We start from the raw sequence: 15,446 nt of genomic DNA, 5'->3' as shown, positions 1-15,446 counted from the left end.
TTAAGGGGCTTTGGCGTGGCGCTTGCAGCCAGCGGCTAAAACCGGAACCCCGCCGAAATGTAGGGGTAGGCGCCTTCCTTGGAAAAGCCCACCACGGCCTGCACCAGCAGCAGCTGCGCCGGCAAAAAGTAGAGGCCGCCACCGTAGCCATCGTGCCACTGCTGCGACGACTCGTTGGGCGACCATACGCGGCCGACGTCGTTGAAAACAACTAGGCCCAGCGTGCCGGGCAGGAGGTACGACGTGAAATCGAGCAGCTTAAAGCGCAGCTCCAAGTTGTTGTACACCATGCTCTTGCCTGTGAAGCGCCACAGGTAGAAGCCGCGTAGGTTTTGGGCGCCGCCTAGTTTTAGCTGCTGGAAATAAGCGGCATCGCCCAGCGTGGTGCCCGCGCCGGTGCGGTTGGCGATAACCAAGCTAGAATCGCGCAGCGGATTGGCGTAAAACGTGAATTCGGTGAGTGCCTGCCCGAAGGTGTGCCGGTCGGCATCGAGCCGGTTCATACCCAGCAGGCTGGTGGTCCAATACACGCCACGGTGGGCCACCAGCTCCCGGTCGCGGGTGTCGAAGGTGGCGCCGGCTACCACACCCGCATAGGTTTGGCTGTTGAAAACCTCCTCGCTGGGGTGCTCGGCGGCATAGGCAGAGAGGTAGCGGTCGCCGTTTTTGGCGCTCGTGCTCGTGTAGTACTGCCCGGTAATGCCCGCGCTCAGGCGCCAGTGCTGGTAGGTGTGGCTGAGGCGCACATCGGCACTGAGCAGGTTGTAGATGCTGCGGTAGTAGCGAATGCGCCGGTTGCCGGCGTTGACAAACTCGGTTTCGTTGCCAACGCCGAAGAAGTTGTTGTTGTAGTTTGGGCCTTTCGAGAGCACATTCACGCTGAGGTCGCTGTGGCCGATGGCGCGCTTAAAGTCGCCGGTGTAGTTTAGCAGCAGCGAACTATTGCCGAAGCCGTAGTTGACCAGCAGGTTTTGCCGCGAGGCGTAGGGGTCTTTGCGAAAACCTTGGTGCTGGTAAATGAAATTGCCAATTAACTGAAAGCCATAATCTTTGCTGTAGCCCGCCAGCAGCAGTGGCTGCAAGTAGCTGTACCGAAAGCTGGCTTTATTAAACGCATTGATGGTGGTATCGGCCGAGGTGTGGATGCGCGCCAGGCTGGTTGCGGGTAGCGTATTGGCCTCGTCCGAGCGGTCGTAGATGATAACCTTGCGCTTCTGGGGCACTTCCTTACCCACCGCAAACACGTCGGCATCGGCCCCGCCCACCAGGCGCACCCGAATGGGCGAGCGCGCCGCCCCTGTCACGGCAAAGCTGTCCTCGCCGCCCAGGCCGTATAGCCGCAGCTCGTGGGTGTCGGCCGGGTCGAAGGTGCGCTGGTAGAGAACATCGCCCCTACCCCCCCCTTCTTTCTTGAGCTTAGCAATGGTGACCTGCACCTGGCCCTGGGGCAAGTGCGTCACCTCCACCGATTCGCGTTTGTCGGAGGCCGGAATATCAACTGTTCGGGCTAGGAAGCGGTAGTACCTCAGCGCCTGCCGGTCTAGCCTATTGCGCCGGCCAATGAGCTTTTGGGCAATTTCGGAGCCACTGAGCCGGTAGATGTTGGGCGGCATCTGCCGGAGTGCGCGGTAGATGAGGCTGTCGGGGAGGTGCTGCTGCACGTAAGCAATTTGCGTTTTCCAGTCCTCCTCGCTCAGCGCATTTAGAAAGTAGCGGTCGAAGGTGCTGGCTTTGGCGTTCCAGCGGTTGATGGACCGGATGTGGTCGCTGTAACCCTGCACGTTAGCCATCAGCAAGTGGAGCGACAAGGCCGACGGCAACGCGCCCGAAGGCTTGTAATACACGTGGTCGCGGTCGCGCGGCACGGGCTCGTAGAGGCTGCCCTTGGGGCCCTTGGTGCGCGCCCAGCGCCACTGGTCTTCGTGGCGGTCGTAGTCGCCGAGCAGCATGTCGAGCAGGCGAGCGCGCAGTACTAGTTGCTGGTCCACGCGGTTGTCGTTGTCTTTTTGCAGCCGCTGCTGGGCTTTCTCCGTGTTGTCGGTTTTGTCGGCGTCCAGCGGCTCGCGCTCCTCAAACAAGAATACCTGGTTGGCAAAATCCTGGCGGTATTCGCCCAGCGCCGGGTCGTCGGGCACGTATACCACTTGGGGGTTGGCGTGCGGCACACCCAGCGCCTGGGCCAGCGGTGGCACCGTGAGGGCGGCATACGGATGGGACGTCGAAACCTGGTCTTGCAGAATATCCTTGGCAATGGTGGGCCGCAGGGCGGGGGGTAGGCCCCGCTCGGGATATTTCTGAATGGTGCGCAGCACCCACTGCTGCCCGGTAGCATCCTGCATGCGCAACGACTTAGTTTGCAAGCCCCCACCTTTTTGCAGAATTGTCAGGCCGCCTTTTTCGCTAGCAAGGTGAAATATTCTCAGCTTAACCGGCGCGGCCCAGAGCTGCCGGTAGCTCTCGCCTAATAGGCGCCGGTGCACGCCCGTCACTTTATCGTACGTTGGCTCGATGGCCACCGTGATGCTATCCGCATGAACAGCAGTTTGCGCTGCGGCGCGAAGAGAGAACGCGATAAAAATAGCCGATAGAGCGAAGCGTGAGCGAGAAGAATAAGTAGTAATGAAGCGCATGAGAATAACTTAGCTGCAAATAAGTAAGCTCAACAGCTCGGGGCCAAACAGGTTTGGGGGCGCTGTGGGTAAGCTGGCCTGAGGCTATTTTGAAGACAATCTGAAGATGAAAGTACGGGGAAGCGGCTGCCCACGGACGTGAAAAGAAGCGATGGCTGAACCCGCCTTGCCTCGCAAGCGTAGCTTTGTAGGCTAGTTTCTAACGCGCTGCTGCCCTCTCTATGAAAGCCCTGCTACTTGCCGCCACCGCGCTGCTCACCACCGCTGCGCCGGCTACTACTGCGGTTGCGCCGCGCAGCCGCACGTTTCAACTGCTGTGCCGGGCCACGGTGCCCGTGCCCGCCGCCGGCACCCACACGCTGGAGCTGTGGATGCCCGTGCCGCACAACGACAAGAGCCAGGATGTACGCGACCTCAAAATTGAAGCAGGTGCGCCCTACACCATCGAAACCGACCAGTATGGCAACCAAATGCTGCACCTGAAGCCTGCCGCCGTGCCCACTGCGCCGCTCACCGTCACGCTCACGGCCCGCGTGACGCGCCGCGAGCACCTCAACCTGCGCGCCACCGACGACAAGGCTCCCGTTGAAAACGAAGCTACCGACCCCAACCTGACCCGCTGGCTTGCTCCCGACCGCCTCGTGCCGCTCGATGCCAAAATTAAAGCCCAAGCCCAGGAAGTAGTTGATAAAGCCCAAGCTACTACCCCCCTAGCCAAGGCGCGGGCCATTTACGAGCACGTGGTGAGCACCGTCACCTACGATAAAACCGGCCAGGGCTGGGGCCGCGGCGATATTTACTACGCCTGCGACGCGCGGCGCGGCAACTGCACCGATTTTCACGCCATCGTTATTGGCTATTGCCGGGCGCTGGGCATTCCGGCGCGCTTCAGCATTGGGCTGCCCCTACCCCCCCAGCGCGGCAAGGGCGAGATAAAAGGCTACCACTGCTGGGCCGAATTTTTCACCAAGGAGACTGGCTGGGTGCCCGTCGATGCCTCTGAGGCGGCCAAAGACCCCAGCAAGCGCGCTTACTTTTTCGGGGCCCACGACGAAAACCGCGTCGAGTTCACCCGCGGCCGCGACCTGACGCTCACGCCCAAGCAAGCCGGCGCGCCGCTCAATTACTTCGTGTACCCGTATGCCGAAGCCGATGGCAAGCCATTGGAAAATGTGGAGCGAACCTACACTTTTGAGGATATAGCGGCGAAGTAGCACATAGCAAACCTGACGTTCTTTTTTGCCAGGTTAAGGCCAAGTTAATGCTGGCAGTAAGTACTTTACGGCCAATCATTCGCTTGTTCGTATGTTCTTTCGCCTCTACCCGCCGGCGGCGCCGTTGCGCTCCTTTATGCAGCACTACTTGGTAGCGCATACGCGCACGGCCAATGGCCGGCCCATACCGGCGCCCAAGCCCCAGCCGCCGACGCCGCAGCAGTTTTTATTCTTTTACCCGCGCGATGAGGTGCGCAATTTTCACTACGGGCAGGCGCGCGAAATTCGGTCGCCGCGCAGCATTTTGGTAGGGCCGCAAGTGTCGCGGGTCGATTTGAATTTTGCCGCCGACCACTTGGTGGTGTGCGTAGCTTTTTGGCCCGGCGGGTTGCACCGCCTGCTGGGAGTGCCGGTGAAGGAGCTATTTGATTTTGCACTTGAAAGCCGCGCCGTTCTCGGCCCCGCCGTAGACGAGGTAGCCGACCGCCTAGCCGAAATCACCGACTACCGCGTGATGGTGGCCGTGGTCGAAAGCTACCTGCTGCGCTTGGCGCGCCGTGCCCTACCCCCCGCCCGGCCCATCGATGCCCTGCTGCCGCAGCTGGTGGGGGGCTGGGCGACGCAGCCCATCGAGCAATTGGCCCACGAGGTGTGCCTGAGCCCGCGGCAGTTCGAGCGCAGCTTCATCGAGCGAGTAGGCATGGGGCCGAAGCTGCACGCCCGCATTGTGCGCTTCGACCAGGCCTTCCGGCTGAAGGAGCGGCAGCCCGACCTCGACTGGCTGAGCGTAGCCGTGCAAACGGGCTACTACGACTACCGCCACCTAGTGCGCGATTTCAAAACTTTTGCCGGCGTCACGCCGCCGCAGCTGCTGGCCGCCGATGCTACCCACACGCGGCTAGCAGTTGCCAGCTAAGGGAGGGGTAGCCTGACCGCGCGGCGGCCGCACAACGGGCGCGAAAATGTCGGTTTTTTACTACTAAAGCAGGGGAGGAGAGTATGAATTTTGCTGCATACTAGTCCTTCCTACTCCGTGAAAATCTTCCTGTTAAGCCTGGTTCTGCTATTAGCGAGCAGCCGTGCTTTTGCCCAGCTGCCGGCCGCCGATGAGGCCGCCATTCGCCGGGTGGTTGCCCGCACGCCGGCCAATTACACCAACCATCACTTCGCCGACATGGCCACTTACACCACGCCCGACGTGAGCGGGGTGAACATCGTGCACGCGTCCCTATACGCTTAACCCATTTAATGGGAGGGCATTGTCGATGCCTGTTGTTGGCCTGCTGGCTATTGAGTTTCAAGCGCGGACGCAACATGCCGGCCCCTCGCTGCTAGCCGCTGATAAGGCAACTCGAAGTAACGCTGAGCAAGTTTGTCAAAAATCTGAACGACAATTCGCGGAAATGCCGACCTGCGCCACGCCCGGTGTCAGTTTCAAGGTTTACTATGCTGCTAGTAAAGCGCCCGGGCCGCTGGCTCATCACGGCCGGCCAGAATATGCTCGTCGATGCTCGCGTTGCGGCCGCCAATGCTATTAAAACAGCTAGCAAGTGAGGCGTGAGCTATGAGGTTTTTTGATAATGTACTAGTTAATAGTTAGTTGTATTTACCTTTTCCCTTGTTGCCATGAAAAGCTGCTTACCCTTTCTTATTGCCTTAGCGAGTAGCCACCTGGCCGCCGCCCAAACTACTACGTCGCCGCTGCCCGCCACCGATAAAGAGGCCATCGTGGCAACGCTGCAACACTTCCAGAAGAATTTGAACGACCATAAATTCTCGGAAATGGTGGAGTACACTACCCCCGATGTGACGGCGATAAACATCGTGGGTATGCTGTGGGAAGGGGAGCCGGCCGTGCAAAAAGGCCATCAAGTGGTGTTCGATAAGCTGTATAAAGACGTTAGGTTTCCGCCTATGAATGTGGCCGCGCTGTCGCTCCGGCCCCTTACCCCCGACGTGGTGCTGGTGGTGCGGGGTAGCAAGCCCCTACCCCCCGGCGTACCGCCTCACCCCCAAACCGCCAACACTACGGTGCTCGTAAAACGTCAAGGCCGCTGGCTCATCGCCGCCTTTCAAAACACGCTGGTCGATGCCAAAGCGGCGGCCGACGACCCTACTCTGGCAAAGGAATAAGCTGCCAGAATCGCCCGGTTTCAACCTGCTAAAACAAACTTTGGCCACTAAAAAAAGCCGCCCTTGCTAAGGCGGCTTTTTTAGTGGCTAGGGCTTGGCTGCGCTACGCCGCCTTGGCTGGCTCGGGCACTTGCAGCTCGGCTACGTCAGCGGTGGTGAGTTGTAAGTCCATCGCCTCTACTAGCTCCTGCACTTGGCCGGGGCTGGTACCGCTGGCAATGGGCGCCGTGATGCCGGGCGCCTGCATCAGCCAGGCCAGCGCTACCTGGGCCTGGGTGGCCGAGTGGCGGTCGGCCACGGCGTCTAGGGCTTTTAAGATAGCCAGGCCTTTGTCGTTGAGGTACTTCTTGCCGATGCCGGCGCCGCGCGGGCTTTTCTGCAAGTCGGCCGCGGTGCGGTATTTGCCGGTGAGGAAGCCCGCGGCCAGCCCAAAATACGGAATTACGCCCATGCCGCTGGCCTGCACAATGGCCAGGTCGTCCTGCTCAAAGGTGGCGTGGTCGTAGAGGTTGTACTCGGGCTGCAAGCTTTCGTAGCGAGGTAGTCCGTTTTGAGCGGCGTCGAGGGCCGCTTGCAGGCGCTGGGGCGAGAAGTTGGAAGCGCCGATGGCCCGGATTTTACCTTCTTGCAGCAGTTCGGCGTAAGCCTCAAGCGGCTCGGTTACGGGCAGGCTTTCGTCGTCTTTGTGCGACTGGTAGAGGTCGATATAATCGGTTTGCAGGCGGCGCAGCGAGTCTTCCACGGCGCGCTTGATATAGGCTTTTGACAGGCCCTTTTTGTCGGGGCCCAGCTCCATGCCCACTTTCGTGAAGAGGAGCACATCGTCGCGGCGGCCGCGCTGGGCCAGCCACTTGCCAAGCACAGTTTCGGACTGCCCGCCGCCTTCGTGGCCGGGTATCCAGGCCGAGTACACATCGGCGGTGTCGATGGCATTGCCGCCGCCCGCCACGAAGGCGTCGAGCACGGCGAAGGAAGTTTTTTCGTCGGCCGTCCAGCCGAATACGTTGCCGCCCAGCACGAGCGGGGCAATATGGAGGCCCGAGTGGCCGAGTTCACGATGCGTTGCCATTACCTAAGATTCTGGAATGAAGGAGTGAAAACCTCTGCTGAGGTAAGTGTAATAACTCCTGAGAACAGTTTGAGTTAACGGCGCCGGGCTGCCGGCCACTAACCCAAACCAAAAACTTGGCGTATATTTGGTAAGTAAACTAACAAGTTTACTTTCAAGTATGCCTACCCCCCCCGATTCCCAGCACCTGGCTGCCGAGCTGCGCACGGTAGTGTCTAGGCTGATTAAAAAGCTACGCACTCACTCGCCGCTGCATGGCACGCTTTCGCTCACCGAGCGGTCGGTAATTAAATTGCTCGACCAGCACGAGTCGCTGTTGCCCAGCGAGCTGGCCGCGCGCGAAAAAGTAACTACCCAATCGATGTCGCAGATACTGAGCCACCTGCACGAGTTGGGCTACATCACGCGCCAGCCCCAGGCCACCGACAAGCGCAAGGTGCGCATTGGCCTCACGGCCGCCGGCCAGGCCATTTTGCCCACCGTGCGGCAAGAGCTCGACGACTGGCTGCACCGCGCGCTGCAAGCCACCTGCTCGGCCCCGGAGTTGGCCAGCCTCAGCCAAGCCGTGCGGGTACTGGAGAAAATAATTGACTTTGATTAAGCGGCGACCTATCTAAAATAAAACCGAGTGCTATGGCTTGGCTTCCCTACGTTTCTTACTTTTTTGGCGGCGCTTTCTTAGCCAATGCCTTGCCTCACCTGCTTAGTGGCACCATGGGGCAGGCCTTCCAGAGCCCGTTTGCCAAGCCGCCGGGGGTAGGGTTATCGTCGGCGACGGTAAATGTGTTTTGGGGTGTGTTTAACCTAGTAGCGAGCTATTTGCTAGTGCTGCACGTAGGAAAATTCAGCCTGCGCGCTACCCTCGATGCGCTGGTCTTGGGCTTAGGGGTGCTGCTTATGGCTTTGCAGCTAGCGCGGCACTTTGGCCAATTGCACGGGGGCAATGCGCCAGTAGCGCCGCCTTTACCCTCTGCTGGCATATGAAGGAGGCTTTTCGCGCGTTTCGCAGCCGCAATTTTCGTTTGTTTTTTGCCGGTCAGTCGTTGTCGCTGCTGGGCACCTGGATGCAAAAAACGGCGGTGAGCTGGGTAGTGTATGCCCAAACGCACTCCAAGTTTATGCTGGGCGTGAGCGTGTTTGCTACGCTTTTCCCCTCGGCCATTTTCTCGCTGCTCGGCGGTGTTGTGTCCGACCGCTACTCGCGCTACCGCGTTTTGCTGCTCACGCAGGTGCTATCGATGGTGCAGGCCGTGCTGCTGGCGCTGGCCGTGTTTTGGCACTACGAGGGGGTAGGCGCTATTATCGTATTGAGCGCGGTGCTCGGCATTATTAATGCCTTCGACGTGCCGGCCCGGCAGTCGCTGGTGTACGACTTGGTGGATGATAAGCAGGACGTGCCCAACGCGGTGGCCCTCAACTCCTCCATGCTCAACCTCTCGAAGCTGCTGGGGCCGGCCTTGGCGGGCCTGGCCATCGAGAAGTTGGGGGCCGATGCCTGCTTTGGGCTGAATGCACTCAGTTTCGTGGCCGTTATTGGGTCGCTGCTCGCCCTGCGGCTACCCGTTTACGTGGCCAAGCCGCGCACGCAACCCATTCTGGGCGAGCTGGCCGATGGCTTTCGGTATGTGCGCGATACGGCAAGTATTCAGTTTATTATCACCACGCTGGGGCTGATGGCGCTGCTAGTGCTGCCGTTTACCGCTCTCATGCCGGTGTATGCGAAAGACATTTTTCAGGGCACGGCCACCACTTTCGGCCTGCTGGATGGGGCTATTGGGCTGGGCGGCTTCGGGGCGGCACTGTACCTGACGTCGCTGCCGCCGAGCACCGATTTAAACAAGATAATAACCGTTAACACCTTCGTGCTGGGGGTAGGGCTGCTGCTGTTTGCCTACACGCCGTGGTTTGCGCTGGCGCTGGCCTTTTTGGTAGTAGGAGCGTTTGGGATGATGGCCCAGACTACCCTCAACGTTACGCTGCTGCAAACCACGGTGTTGCCGGCCATGCGCGGCCGGGTTATCAGCCTCTACGTGCTGGTGTACACGAGCGCGCTGCCACTAGGTAGCCTAGTGGTGGGGGCAGCCGCCGCGCGCTTTGGTGTGCGGGCCACGGTGCTGGCCGAGGGCGCGTTGGCCTTGCTAGTAGGCCTGCTCTACGTGCGCAACTTGCGCCAAACCCAGGCTGACCCGCCTACCCCCGCGCCAGCCCCGCAGCCCGCTTAAGCGGGCAGACTGGGCCAGCTCACTATTCATTCAGCGCCAGCAGCAGGCCTTGCAACTCCTGGTTGAGCAGGCGCACCGCCGATTGCAGCTCGTTGAGCATGTTGGCGCGCACCGTGAGCTGGTCGGCTGAGTACTGGCCGCCCGCGCCAAAAAGCAAAGCTGCTAGCTTCTGGCCATCCTTCGACTCGGGGTGCGCCAGCTGGCCGTAGTGCTCCCAGCGCCGGCGCGTGTTGTGGGCAATGGCCGTTTGGCCGCTGTTGCTGAACGCCGGCTCGGTGAGCATGTACCACACGCTGGGCGGAAATAGGGCAGAAGTCGGTTTTTCATTCCACACCTCGGCCAGCAAATTGCGCGGGTGGTCAAACTCGATGGCGTGGCCGCCCGTCAGAGTCAGCAGGCCTAGGCCCGCCGCCAGCAGCCCGCCCCCAATGCCAAACGCATACTGCGCCGGCTGGTTGTCAATAACGGTCGTGCCAATGCCGCTAGCCGCCCCAATGCTGATGGACAACACGTTGAGCCGCTGCGTGCGGTGGCTGTCCTGCTCGTTGAGGTAGCCGGCTACCTGGTCGGCGCGCTCGCCTTCACAGTCAAGCTCGGCGGCCACGCTGGCCACGGTAGTGCTCACCAGCGCCACTTGCGCGGCTATGTGCTGGCGCTGGCGCAGTACGGCCAGCTCGGCGGCGGGGCCCGGGTGCTGGCGGGCCTGGGCTTCGAGAGCTAGCAGCGCGCGCAGCAGGGGCAGGATGCCCGCCGCATTGGCCGTGAGCAGGTTGCGGCGGGGGTAGCGGGCCAGCAGCTCGGGCGTGAGGGCCGCCTCAAAGTTGGGCTGCGGCGAGTAGGCGGGGTCGTAGCGGTAGGGCAGGGGCGGGTCGCAGTAGCCGGCCGCTACTTGCAGGCGGGCGGGGGGGCGGGTGGCGCAGCCCGCCAGCGCCAGCAGCAGGGCCAGGCAGTAGAGTTTTAGCATAAGCCGAAGTTGCGCAACAAATTAGCTTTCGTACAATTCGAGGGGTAGGCCGTCGGGGTCGCTGAAAAACGTGAAGCGCCGGCCCGTAAACTCATCTACCCGAATGGGCTCGCACGCCACGTGGTGCGCCTCAAGGTGCCGAATGGCCGCCGCTACATCGGCCACCGCGAAGGCTAGGTGGCGCAGCCCCTGCGCCTCGGGCCGGCTGGGGCGCGGCGGCGGACCCGGGAAGGAAAACAGCTCGATAATGTACTGGCCTTGCGCGGCCAGGTCGAGCTTATACGAATCGCGCTCAGCCCGATAAACCTCGCGCACGATGTCGAGGCCCAGTATTTCACTGTAAAATGCCTTCGACACGGCGTAGTTGGCGCAAATAATGGCGATGTGGTGCACGCCCAGCAGGCGCAAGGGGTCGGGAGTAGTCATGGGCGCAAAGTAAGCGGTGCGGCGCGCGGCGGCCCAGGCGGCAGGAGCCCGCCCGGGCCGCCGCGCGAGGCTAGCTCACCCAGCGGGTTTTCTCTTGCACGGGGCCGCGCTTGCTGTCGGGCGAGGGCACCCGCACGTAGCCCAATTGAAAGAAACCTAGTAGCTTATCGGCCGGGCCGAGGCCAAAAAACGCCTTGGCTTCCTCGGTGTACGTGATGCCGCCGCTGCTCCAAAAGCCGCCCAGGCCGTAGGCGTGGGCCGAAAGCGCCAGGTTTTGCACGGCGCAGGCCACGGCTTCAACTTCCTCAATTTCGGGCAGGCCGGCGTCGGTGCGGTGCATGCCCAGGGCGATAACGTGCGAGCACTGCGTGGGGGTGCTCAGCAGCTTGTCGTACTTGCCCTCGCTAAACTTGGGGCCGGCGGTATGCTTGTACAGTTCGGCCTGAAACTCGGCCAGCTTTTGCAGCCCTACCCCCGTAAAAACGGTGAAGCGCCACGGCTCGGTGCGTTTGTGGCTGGGCGCCCAGTTGGCGTTTTCGAGCAGCTGCCAGATGAGGTCGTCGGGGATGGTTTTGCCTTGTTCAAACTGCGGAGCAAACACGCTGCGGCGCGTGCGAATGAGGTCGTTGACCAGTTGCGGGTCGAGGGAGGAAGGCATAAGTTGAAGAAAGTACAGCGAAGAAAAAGCCGGGGTAGGGCGCCAAATGCCCAGGTTAAAAACCGTCTCGGTCGCATTTTGATTTAAGTGCTTGGATGCCATAATAGGGGCCTCCTATTGGCACCAGCCGCAGCGGCCGCCGTTACTTTTGTCGCGACGCCTACTGCGCTACTGTATCTCATGCCAAAAATTTCTGTTGCCAAGTTGCTTGCTGGTGCGGCGCTGCTGCTAGCGGGGCCAGCCCACGCCCAACAAGCCGGGGGCCTACCTCCCTACAATGCCCGCACCCTGTTCATGCCCAACTACCTCGACCAGGCGGGGCCGGCCACGCGCACGGCCGGCGGCAAGCCCGGCGCCACGTACTGGCAAAACGCGGCCGACTACCAAATAGCCGCTTCGCTCGACGAGAAGGCGGCCCGTGTCGCGGCCACCGTCACTATTACGTACACCAACAACAGCCCCGACGAGCTGCCCTTCGTGTGGGTGCAGCTCGACCAAAACCTGTTTCGGGCGAGCTCGCGTGGGGCGGCGGCTACGCCCGTGGCGGGCAGCCGCTTCGGCAACGGCGCGCGCGGCTTTCAGGGCGGCGACTCGCTGCAAACTGTGAGCATTGAGCTGCACGGTAAGAAGCTGAAAGCCAACTACCGGGTGACGGATACGCGCATGCAAATCATGCTGCCCGAAGCCATGAAGCCGCACGGCGACAAGCTGAAAATTACGGTTGCCTACGCCTTCAACATTCCCGAGTACGGCGCCGACCGCTTGGGCCGCCTCAAAACCCGCAACGGCGAAATATTCGAGGTGGCGCAGTGGTACCCGCGCATGGCCGTGTACGACGACGTGGAGGGCTGGAATACACTGCCGTATATGTCGGCCGAGTTTTACCTCGAATACGGCAATTTCGACTATACCCTCAACGTGCCTGCCAATTACTTAGTGGGCGGCTCGGGCGAATTGATGAATGGCGCCGAAGTGCTGACGCCTACCCAGGTGAAGCGCTTGGCGCAAGCCGCGGGCTCCGACAAAACGGTGGTGCTGCGCAGCGCCGAGGAGGTGACGCAGGCGGCCTCGCGCCCGGCCGGCCGCAACGGCCGCCTGACGTGGCACTTCCGGTGCCAGCGGGCGCGCGATGTGGCCTGGGCGGCTTCGGCGGCCTTTGTGTGGGATGCCGCTAAAATGAACTTGCCCAGTGGGCGCAAGTCGCTGGCCATGTCGCTCTACCCCGCCGAAGCGGCCCAGGATACGGCCTGGAACCGCAGCACCGAGTACGTGAAAAAGAGCATCGAATTCAATTCAAAACAGTGGTACGAGTACACCTACCCCGTGGCTACCAACGTGGCCGGCGTGGTGGGCGGCATGGAGTACCCGGGTATTGTATTCTGCGGTGCGAAATCGACCAAAGGCAGCCTCTGGGGCGTGACCGACCACGAGTTTGGCCACAATTGGTTTCCGATGATTGTGGGCTCCAACGAGCGCAAATACCCGTGGATGGACGAGGGTTTCAACACGTTTATCAACATCTTATCCACCAAAAATTTCAACGGCGGCGAGTACAAGGAGCGGGCTAATGTGGAGGGCACCACCGTGCCCACCATCCTCAAAAACCTGCAAGACCCCACTGAGGACGTGCCCTACACCGTGCCCGACGTAACGCAGTCGCGCAACTTGGGCTACGCGGCTTATAGCAAAACCGGCTACGGCCTGTACCTGCTGCGCCAGGAAATACTCGGTCCCGAGCGGTTCGACTACGCGTTTCGCAGCTACATCCAGCGCTGGGCGTTCAAGCATCCGCAGCCGCGCGATTTTTTCCGCACCATGCAAGAAGTTGGGGGCGAAGACTTGACGTGGTTCTGGCACGAGTGGTTCTTCAAAAATTGGCTGCTCGACCAGGCCGTTACGTCGGTGGCCTACGTCAACCAAGACCCGGCCAAGGGCGCGCTTATCACAATTGAAAACCAGGGCCAGGCCGCTATGCCCGTCACGGCCGAAATCAAGGAAGCCAACGGCAAAACCAGCACCGTACACCTGCCCGTCGAAATCTGGCAGCGGGGCGGCACCTGGACGTTCCGCCACAATTCTACTTCGCCCCTCACGTCGGTAGTGCTGAATCCAACCAATATTTTGCCCGACGTGAACAAGGCCAACAACACCTGGAAACCGGTGAAACTAGCCGAATAAGCAGCAAAGTAGCGCGAGACTTTCGCTTCGCGCTACGGGCTTAGTGCAGGGTTATGTTTTGCTAAAAACGCTTTTATTAGGCCGTCCTGCTGAGCTTGTCGAGGCAAGACGGCCTTTTTAATTTCTAAACCGGCTCTTAGTGCGCAATGGTCTTGGAAAAAAGCTGCATCACCAGTACCCCAATTACAATGAGGGCAATGCCCGCCAACGCCGGAAAATCGAGCCGCTGCTTGAGGAAAACGAAGCCGATAACCGTGACCAGCACAATACCTACCCCGCCCCAAATGGCGTAGGCCACGCCCATCGGAATGGCCTTCAGCGCAAAGCTAAAAAAATAGAACCCTAGGCCGTAGCCCGCCACGGTGATTAGGCTGGGCCCGAGCCTCGTAAACTGGTTAGAGGCCGCAAGTGCGGTGGTGCCAATGACTTCACTGACAATGGCGAGGAAAAGGAATACGTAGGGCATCATGGCGAAACAGCTAGGTAGCTTGGGCTGGCAGCAGCTAAGCTACTGCGGTTAGTCGCGGGTGCGCAGCACGCGCCAGCCGTGGGCGGGCACGGTGCGTGCCTTGTCTTGGGCTAAGATTAGCGCTTCGCCGCTGAATACATCGAACAACCCTTTTTGGGCAGCCACGAGCATACGCTGGCCGGGCAGCACCAGCGGCTCGGCCGTGGCATTGATGAGCACAACCACGGCCGAGCCGTTTTTCTCGCGGATGAAGCCATACAGCCCGGCCGGCCCGGCGAGGCGCTGGATGCGGCTGGTGGCGTCGCCGTTGCGCAGGGCCGGGTGGCGTTTTTTGAGTTGAAGGAGCTTCGTATAGAAAGCTTGGAGGGGGTAGTCCTGCCAGTCTATCGGGTCGCGGTCGAAGAACGCCAGCCGCTTAGCCAAGGCTGCTTCCTGGCCCGAATAGAGCAGGGGCATGCCCGGTAGCAGCGCCATGAGCACGGCGAAGGAAAGAGCCAACGGGCCCAGGCGCTCGTACTCGGTGCCGTCCCAGCTGTTCACGTCGTGGTTGCTAGTGAAGTGCATGAGGTACACGCTGGGCGGGTATTTTTCGCGCTCGGCCGCCAGGTACTCGTCGATATCGGCCAGGGTGTTTTTGCCTTCGGCAATGTGGTCGAGCAGGTAGTGCAAGCGCAGGCCGAAACTCATGTCGAAGGCCTTTTCGAGCAGCTGGGTTTCGGAGTTAAATTCCTCCCAGGTGAGGCCGCCCGAGGGGTAAAGCTCGTCCCACTCGGCCAGCATAAATACGGGTTTAATAGCCTCCAGCGCCGGCCGCACCTCGTCCCAGAAGTCGGTGGGTACGAGGCCAGCCACGTCGCAGCGGTAGCCGTCAATATCGGCCTCGCGCACCCAGTAGCAGAGCGCGTCGGTCATGTACTGGCGCATGGCCTGGTTGGTATAGTCGAGGGCCACTACGTCGGTCCAGTCGGCCACGGGCGGCACCAGTTGGCCCTGGGCATCGTGCTGGTACCAGTCGGGGTGCTGTTCGAGGAGGGCGTTGTCGCGGCTGGTGTGGTTGGCCACCCAGTCCAGAATCACGCGTAGGCCCAGGTCGTGGGCGGTTTGCACGAGGTGCTTCAAATCGTCGAGCGTCCCGAACTCAGAGTTCACGCCAAAGTAGTCCTGCACCGCATAAGGCGAACCCAGCGAGCCTTTGCGGCCAACTGCCCCAATCGGGTGAATCGGCATCAGCCATACTATCCCTACCCCCATCTTTTGCAGGCGGGCCAGGTGCGCCTCAAAGGCCTGGAAAGTACCTTCGGGCGTGTACTGGCGCACATTTACTTCGTAGATGGAGGCTTTGGCGGCCCACTCGGGGTGGCGCACGGTGAAGCGGTGCTCGTGGGGGTGTGGTAGGTCAGACATAAAAAAGTAGCGCGGACTCTACTGAGTCCGCGCGAAGAACGGTGCGTGGCTTTGTTTACGGCCGGCAGCCAGTGGCCGT

General features: G+C 60.9%; 15 protein-coding genes. 8 read left to right on the top strand and 7 right to left on the bottom strand.

The window, feature by feature from the left end; all coding sequences use genetic code 11:
- Nucleotides 1-35: 35 nt before the first annotated feature.
- Nucleotides 36-2,630, bottom strand: coding sequence for a BamA/TamA family outer membrane protein (locus GO988_RS18180; protein WP_157568147.1), 2,595 nt, complete (start codon nucleotides 2,628-2,630; stop codon nucleotides 36-38).
- 221 nt (nucleotides 2,631-2,851) lie between these two features.
- Here GO988_RS18180 and GO988_RS18175 point away from each other — a divergent pair, with 221 nt between their 5' ends.
- From GO988_RS18175 to GO988_RS18160, 4 genes are all read left to right on the top strand, one after another.
- The gene (locus tag GO988_RS18175) at nucleotides 2,852-3,844 is read left to right on the top strand and encodes a transglutaminase-like domain-containing protein (RefSeq protein WP_157568145.1); all 993 of its coding nucleotides are present in this window, start codon (nucleotides 2,852-2,854) and stop codon (nucleotides 3,842-3,844) included.
- A 91-nt stretch (nucleotides 3,845-3,935) separates the two neighbouring features.
- Entirely contained in the window at nucleotides 3,936-4,760 is an 825-nt protein-coding gene (locus GO988_RS18170) for an AraC family transcriptional regulator (protein WP_157568144.1), read from the top strand.
- 117 nt (nucleotides 4,761-4,877) lie between these two features.
- The gene (locus GO988_RS18165; protein ID WP_157568142.1) at nucleotides 4,878-5,084 is read left to right on the top strand and encodes a hypothetical protein; all 207 of its coding nucleotides are present in this window, start codon (nucleotides 4,878-4,880) and stop codon (nucleotides 5,082-5,084) included.
- Between the two features lie 386 nt (nucleotides 5,085-5,470).
- Nucleotides 5,471-5,977, top strand: a complete 507-nt coding sequence (locus tag GO988_RS18160; protein WP_157568139.1) for an SgcJ/EcaC family oxidoreductase — start codon at nucleotides 5,471-5,473, stop codon at nucleotides 5,975-5,977.
- Between the two features lie 103 nt (nucleotides 5,978-6,080).
- On the opposite strand, the gene GO988_RS18155 is transcribed toward GO988_RS18160, so the two are convergent.
- A complete protein-coding gene (locus GO988_RS18155; RefSeq protein ID WP_157568138.1) occupies nucleotides 6,081-7,046 on the bottom strand; it encodes an aldo/keto reductase in 966 nt (321 codons plus the stop codon).
- 160 nt (nucleotides 7,047-7,206) lie between these two features.
- Between GO988_RS18155 and GO988_RS18150 the strand changes: the two genes are divergently transcribed.
- Genes GO988_RS18150 through GO988_RS18140 form a run of 3 tightly spaced genes read left to right on the top strand, consistent with a single transcriptional unit; the run spans nucleotide 7,207 to nucleotide 9,268 of the window.
- Nucleotides 7,207-7,647 (top strand): MarR family winged helix-turn-helix transcriptional regulator, encoded by a 441-nt coding sequence (locus GO988_RS18150; RefSeq protein WP_157568136.1) that lies wholly within the window; start codon nucleotides 7,207-7,209, stop codon nucleotides 7,645-7,647.
- A 32-nt stretch (nucleotides 7,648-7,679) separates the two neighbouring features.
- Nucleotides 7,680-8,030, top strand: a complete 351-nt coding sequence (locus GO988_RS18145; protein ID WP_157568134.1) for a hypothetical protein — start codon at nucleotides 7,680-7,682, stop codon at nucleotides 8,028-8,030.
- Nucleotides 8,027-9,268 carry an MFS transporter gene (locus tag GO988_RS18140; RefSeq protein ID WP_157568131.1) on the top strand — a complete coding sequence of 414 codons (1,242 nt, stop codon included), beginning with the start codon at nucleotides 8,027-8,029 and terminating at the stop codon, nucleotides 9,266-9,268. Before GO988_RS18145 ends, GO988_RS18140 begins: the two co-directional genes overlap by 4 nt.
- Before the next feature lie 22 nt (nucleotides 9,269-9,290).
- Here GO988_RS18140 and GO988_RS18135 read toward each other — a convergent pair whose 3' ends face one another.
- The 3 genes from GO988_RS18135 to GO988_RS18125 form a co-directional block, all read right to left on the bottom strand.
- On the bottom strand, nucleotides 9,291-10,232 hold the full coding sequence (locus tag GO988_RS18135) for a hypothetical protein (RefSeq protein WP_157568129.1): 942 nt from the start codon (nucleotides 10,230-10,232) through the stop codon (nucleotides 9,291-9,293).
- A gap of 21 nt (nucleotides 10,233-10,253) precedes the next feature.
- Nucleotides 10,254-10,658 (bottom strand): VOC family protein, encoded by a 405-nt coding sequence (locus tag GO988_RS18130; RefSeq protein ID WP_157568127.1) that lies wholly within the window; start codon nucleotides 10,656-10,658, stop codon nucleotides 10,254-10,256.
- Between the two features lie 70 nt (nucleotides 10,659-10,728).
- A complete protein-coding gene (locus tag GO988_RS18125; RefSeq protein WP_157568125.1) occupies nucleotides 10,729-11,316 on the bottom strand; it encodes a nitroreductase family protein in 588 nt (195 codons plus the stop codon).
- A gap of 180 nt (nucleotides 11,317-11,496) precedes the next feature.
- Here GO988_RS18125 and GO988_RS18120 point away from each other — a divergent pair, with 180 nt between their 5' ends.
- The gene (locus tag GO988_RS18120) at nucleotides 11,497-13,494 is read left to right on the top strand and encodes a M1 family metallopeptidase (RefSeq protein WP_198172886.1); all 1,998 of its coding nucleotides are present in this window, start codon (nucleotides 11,497-11,499) and stop codon (nucleotides 13,492-13,494) included.
- A 136-nt stretch (nucleotides 13,495-13,630) separates the two neighbouring features.
- Here the strand turns inward: GO988_RS18120 and GO988_RS18115 are convergent, their stop codons facing one another.
- A complete protein-coding gene (locus GO988_RS18115) occupies nucleotides 13,631-13,963 on the bottom strand; it encodes a DMT family transporter (protein WP_157568124.1) in 333 nt (110 codons plus the stop codon).
- A gap of 48 nt (nucleotides 13,964-14,011) precedes the next feature.
- A complete protein-coding gene (locus tag GO988_RS18110; protein WP_157568122.1) occupies nucleotides 14,012-15,367 on the bottom strand; it encodes an alpha-amylase family glycosyl hydrolase in 1,356 nt (451 codons plus the stop codon).
- Between the last annotated feature and the right edge of the window lie 79 nt (nucleotides 15,368-15,446).

This window comes from Hymenobacter ginkgonis, from assembly GCF_009755225.1.
Lineage (GTDB): Bacteria > Bacteroidota > Bacteroidia > Cytophagales > Hymenobacteraceae > Hymenobacter > Hymenobacter ginkgonis.
This window is presented reverse-complemented; position numbering and strand designations above follow the sequence as displayed.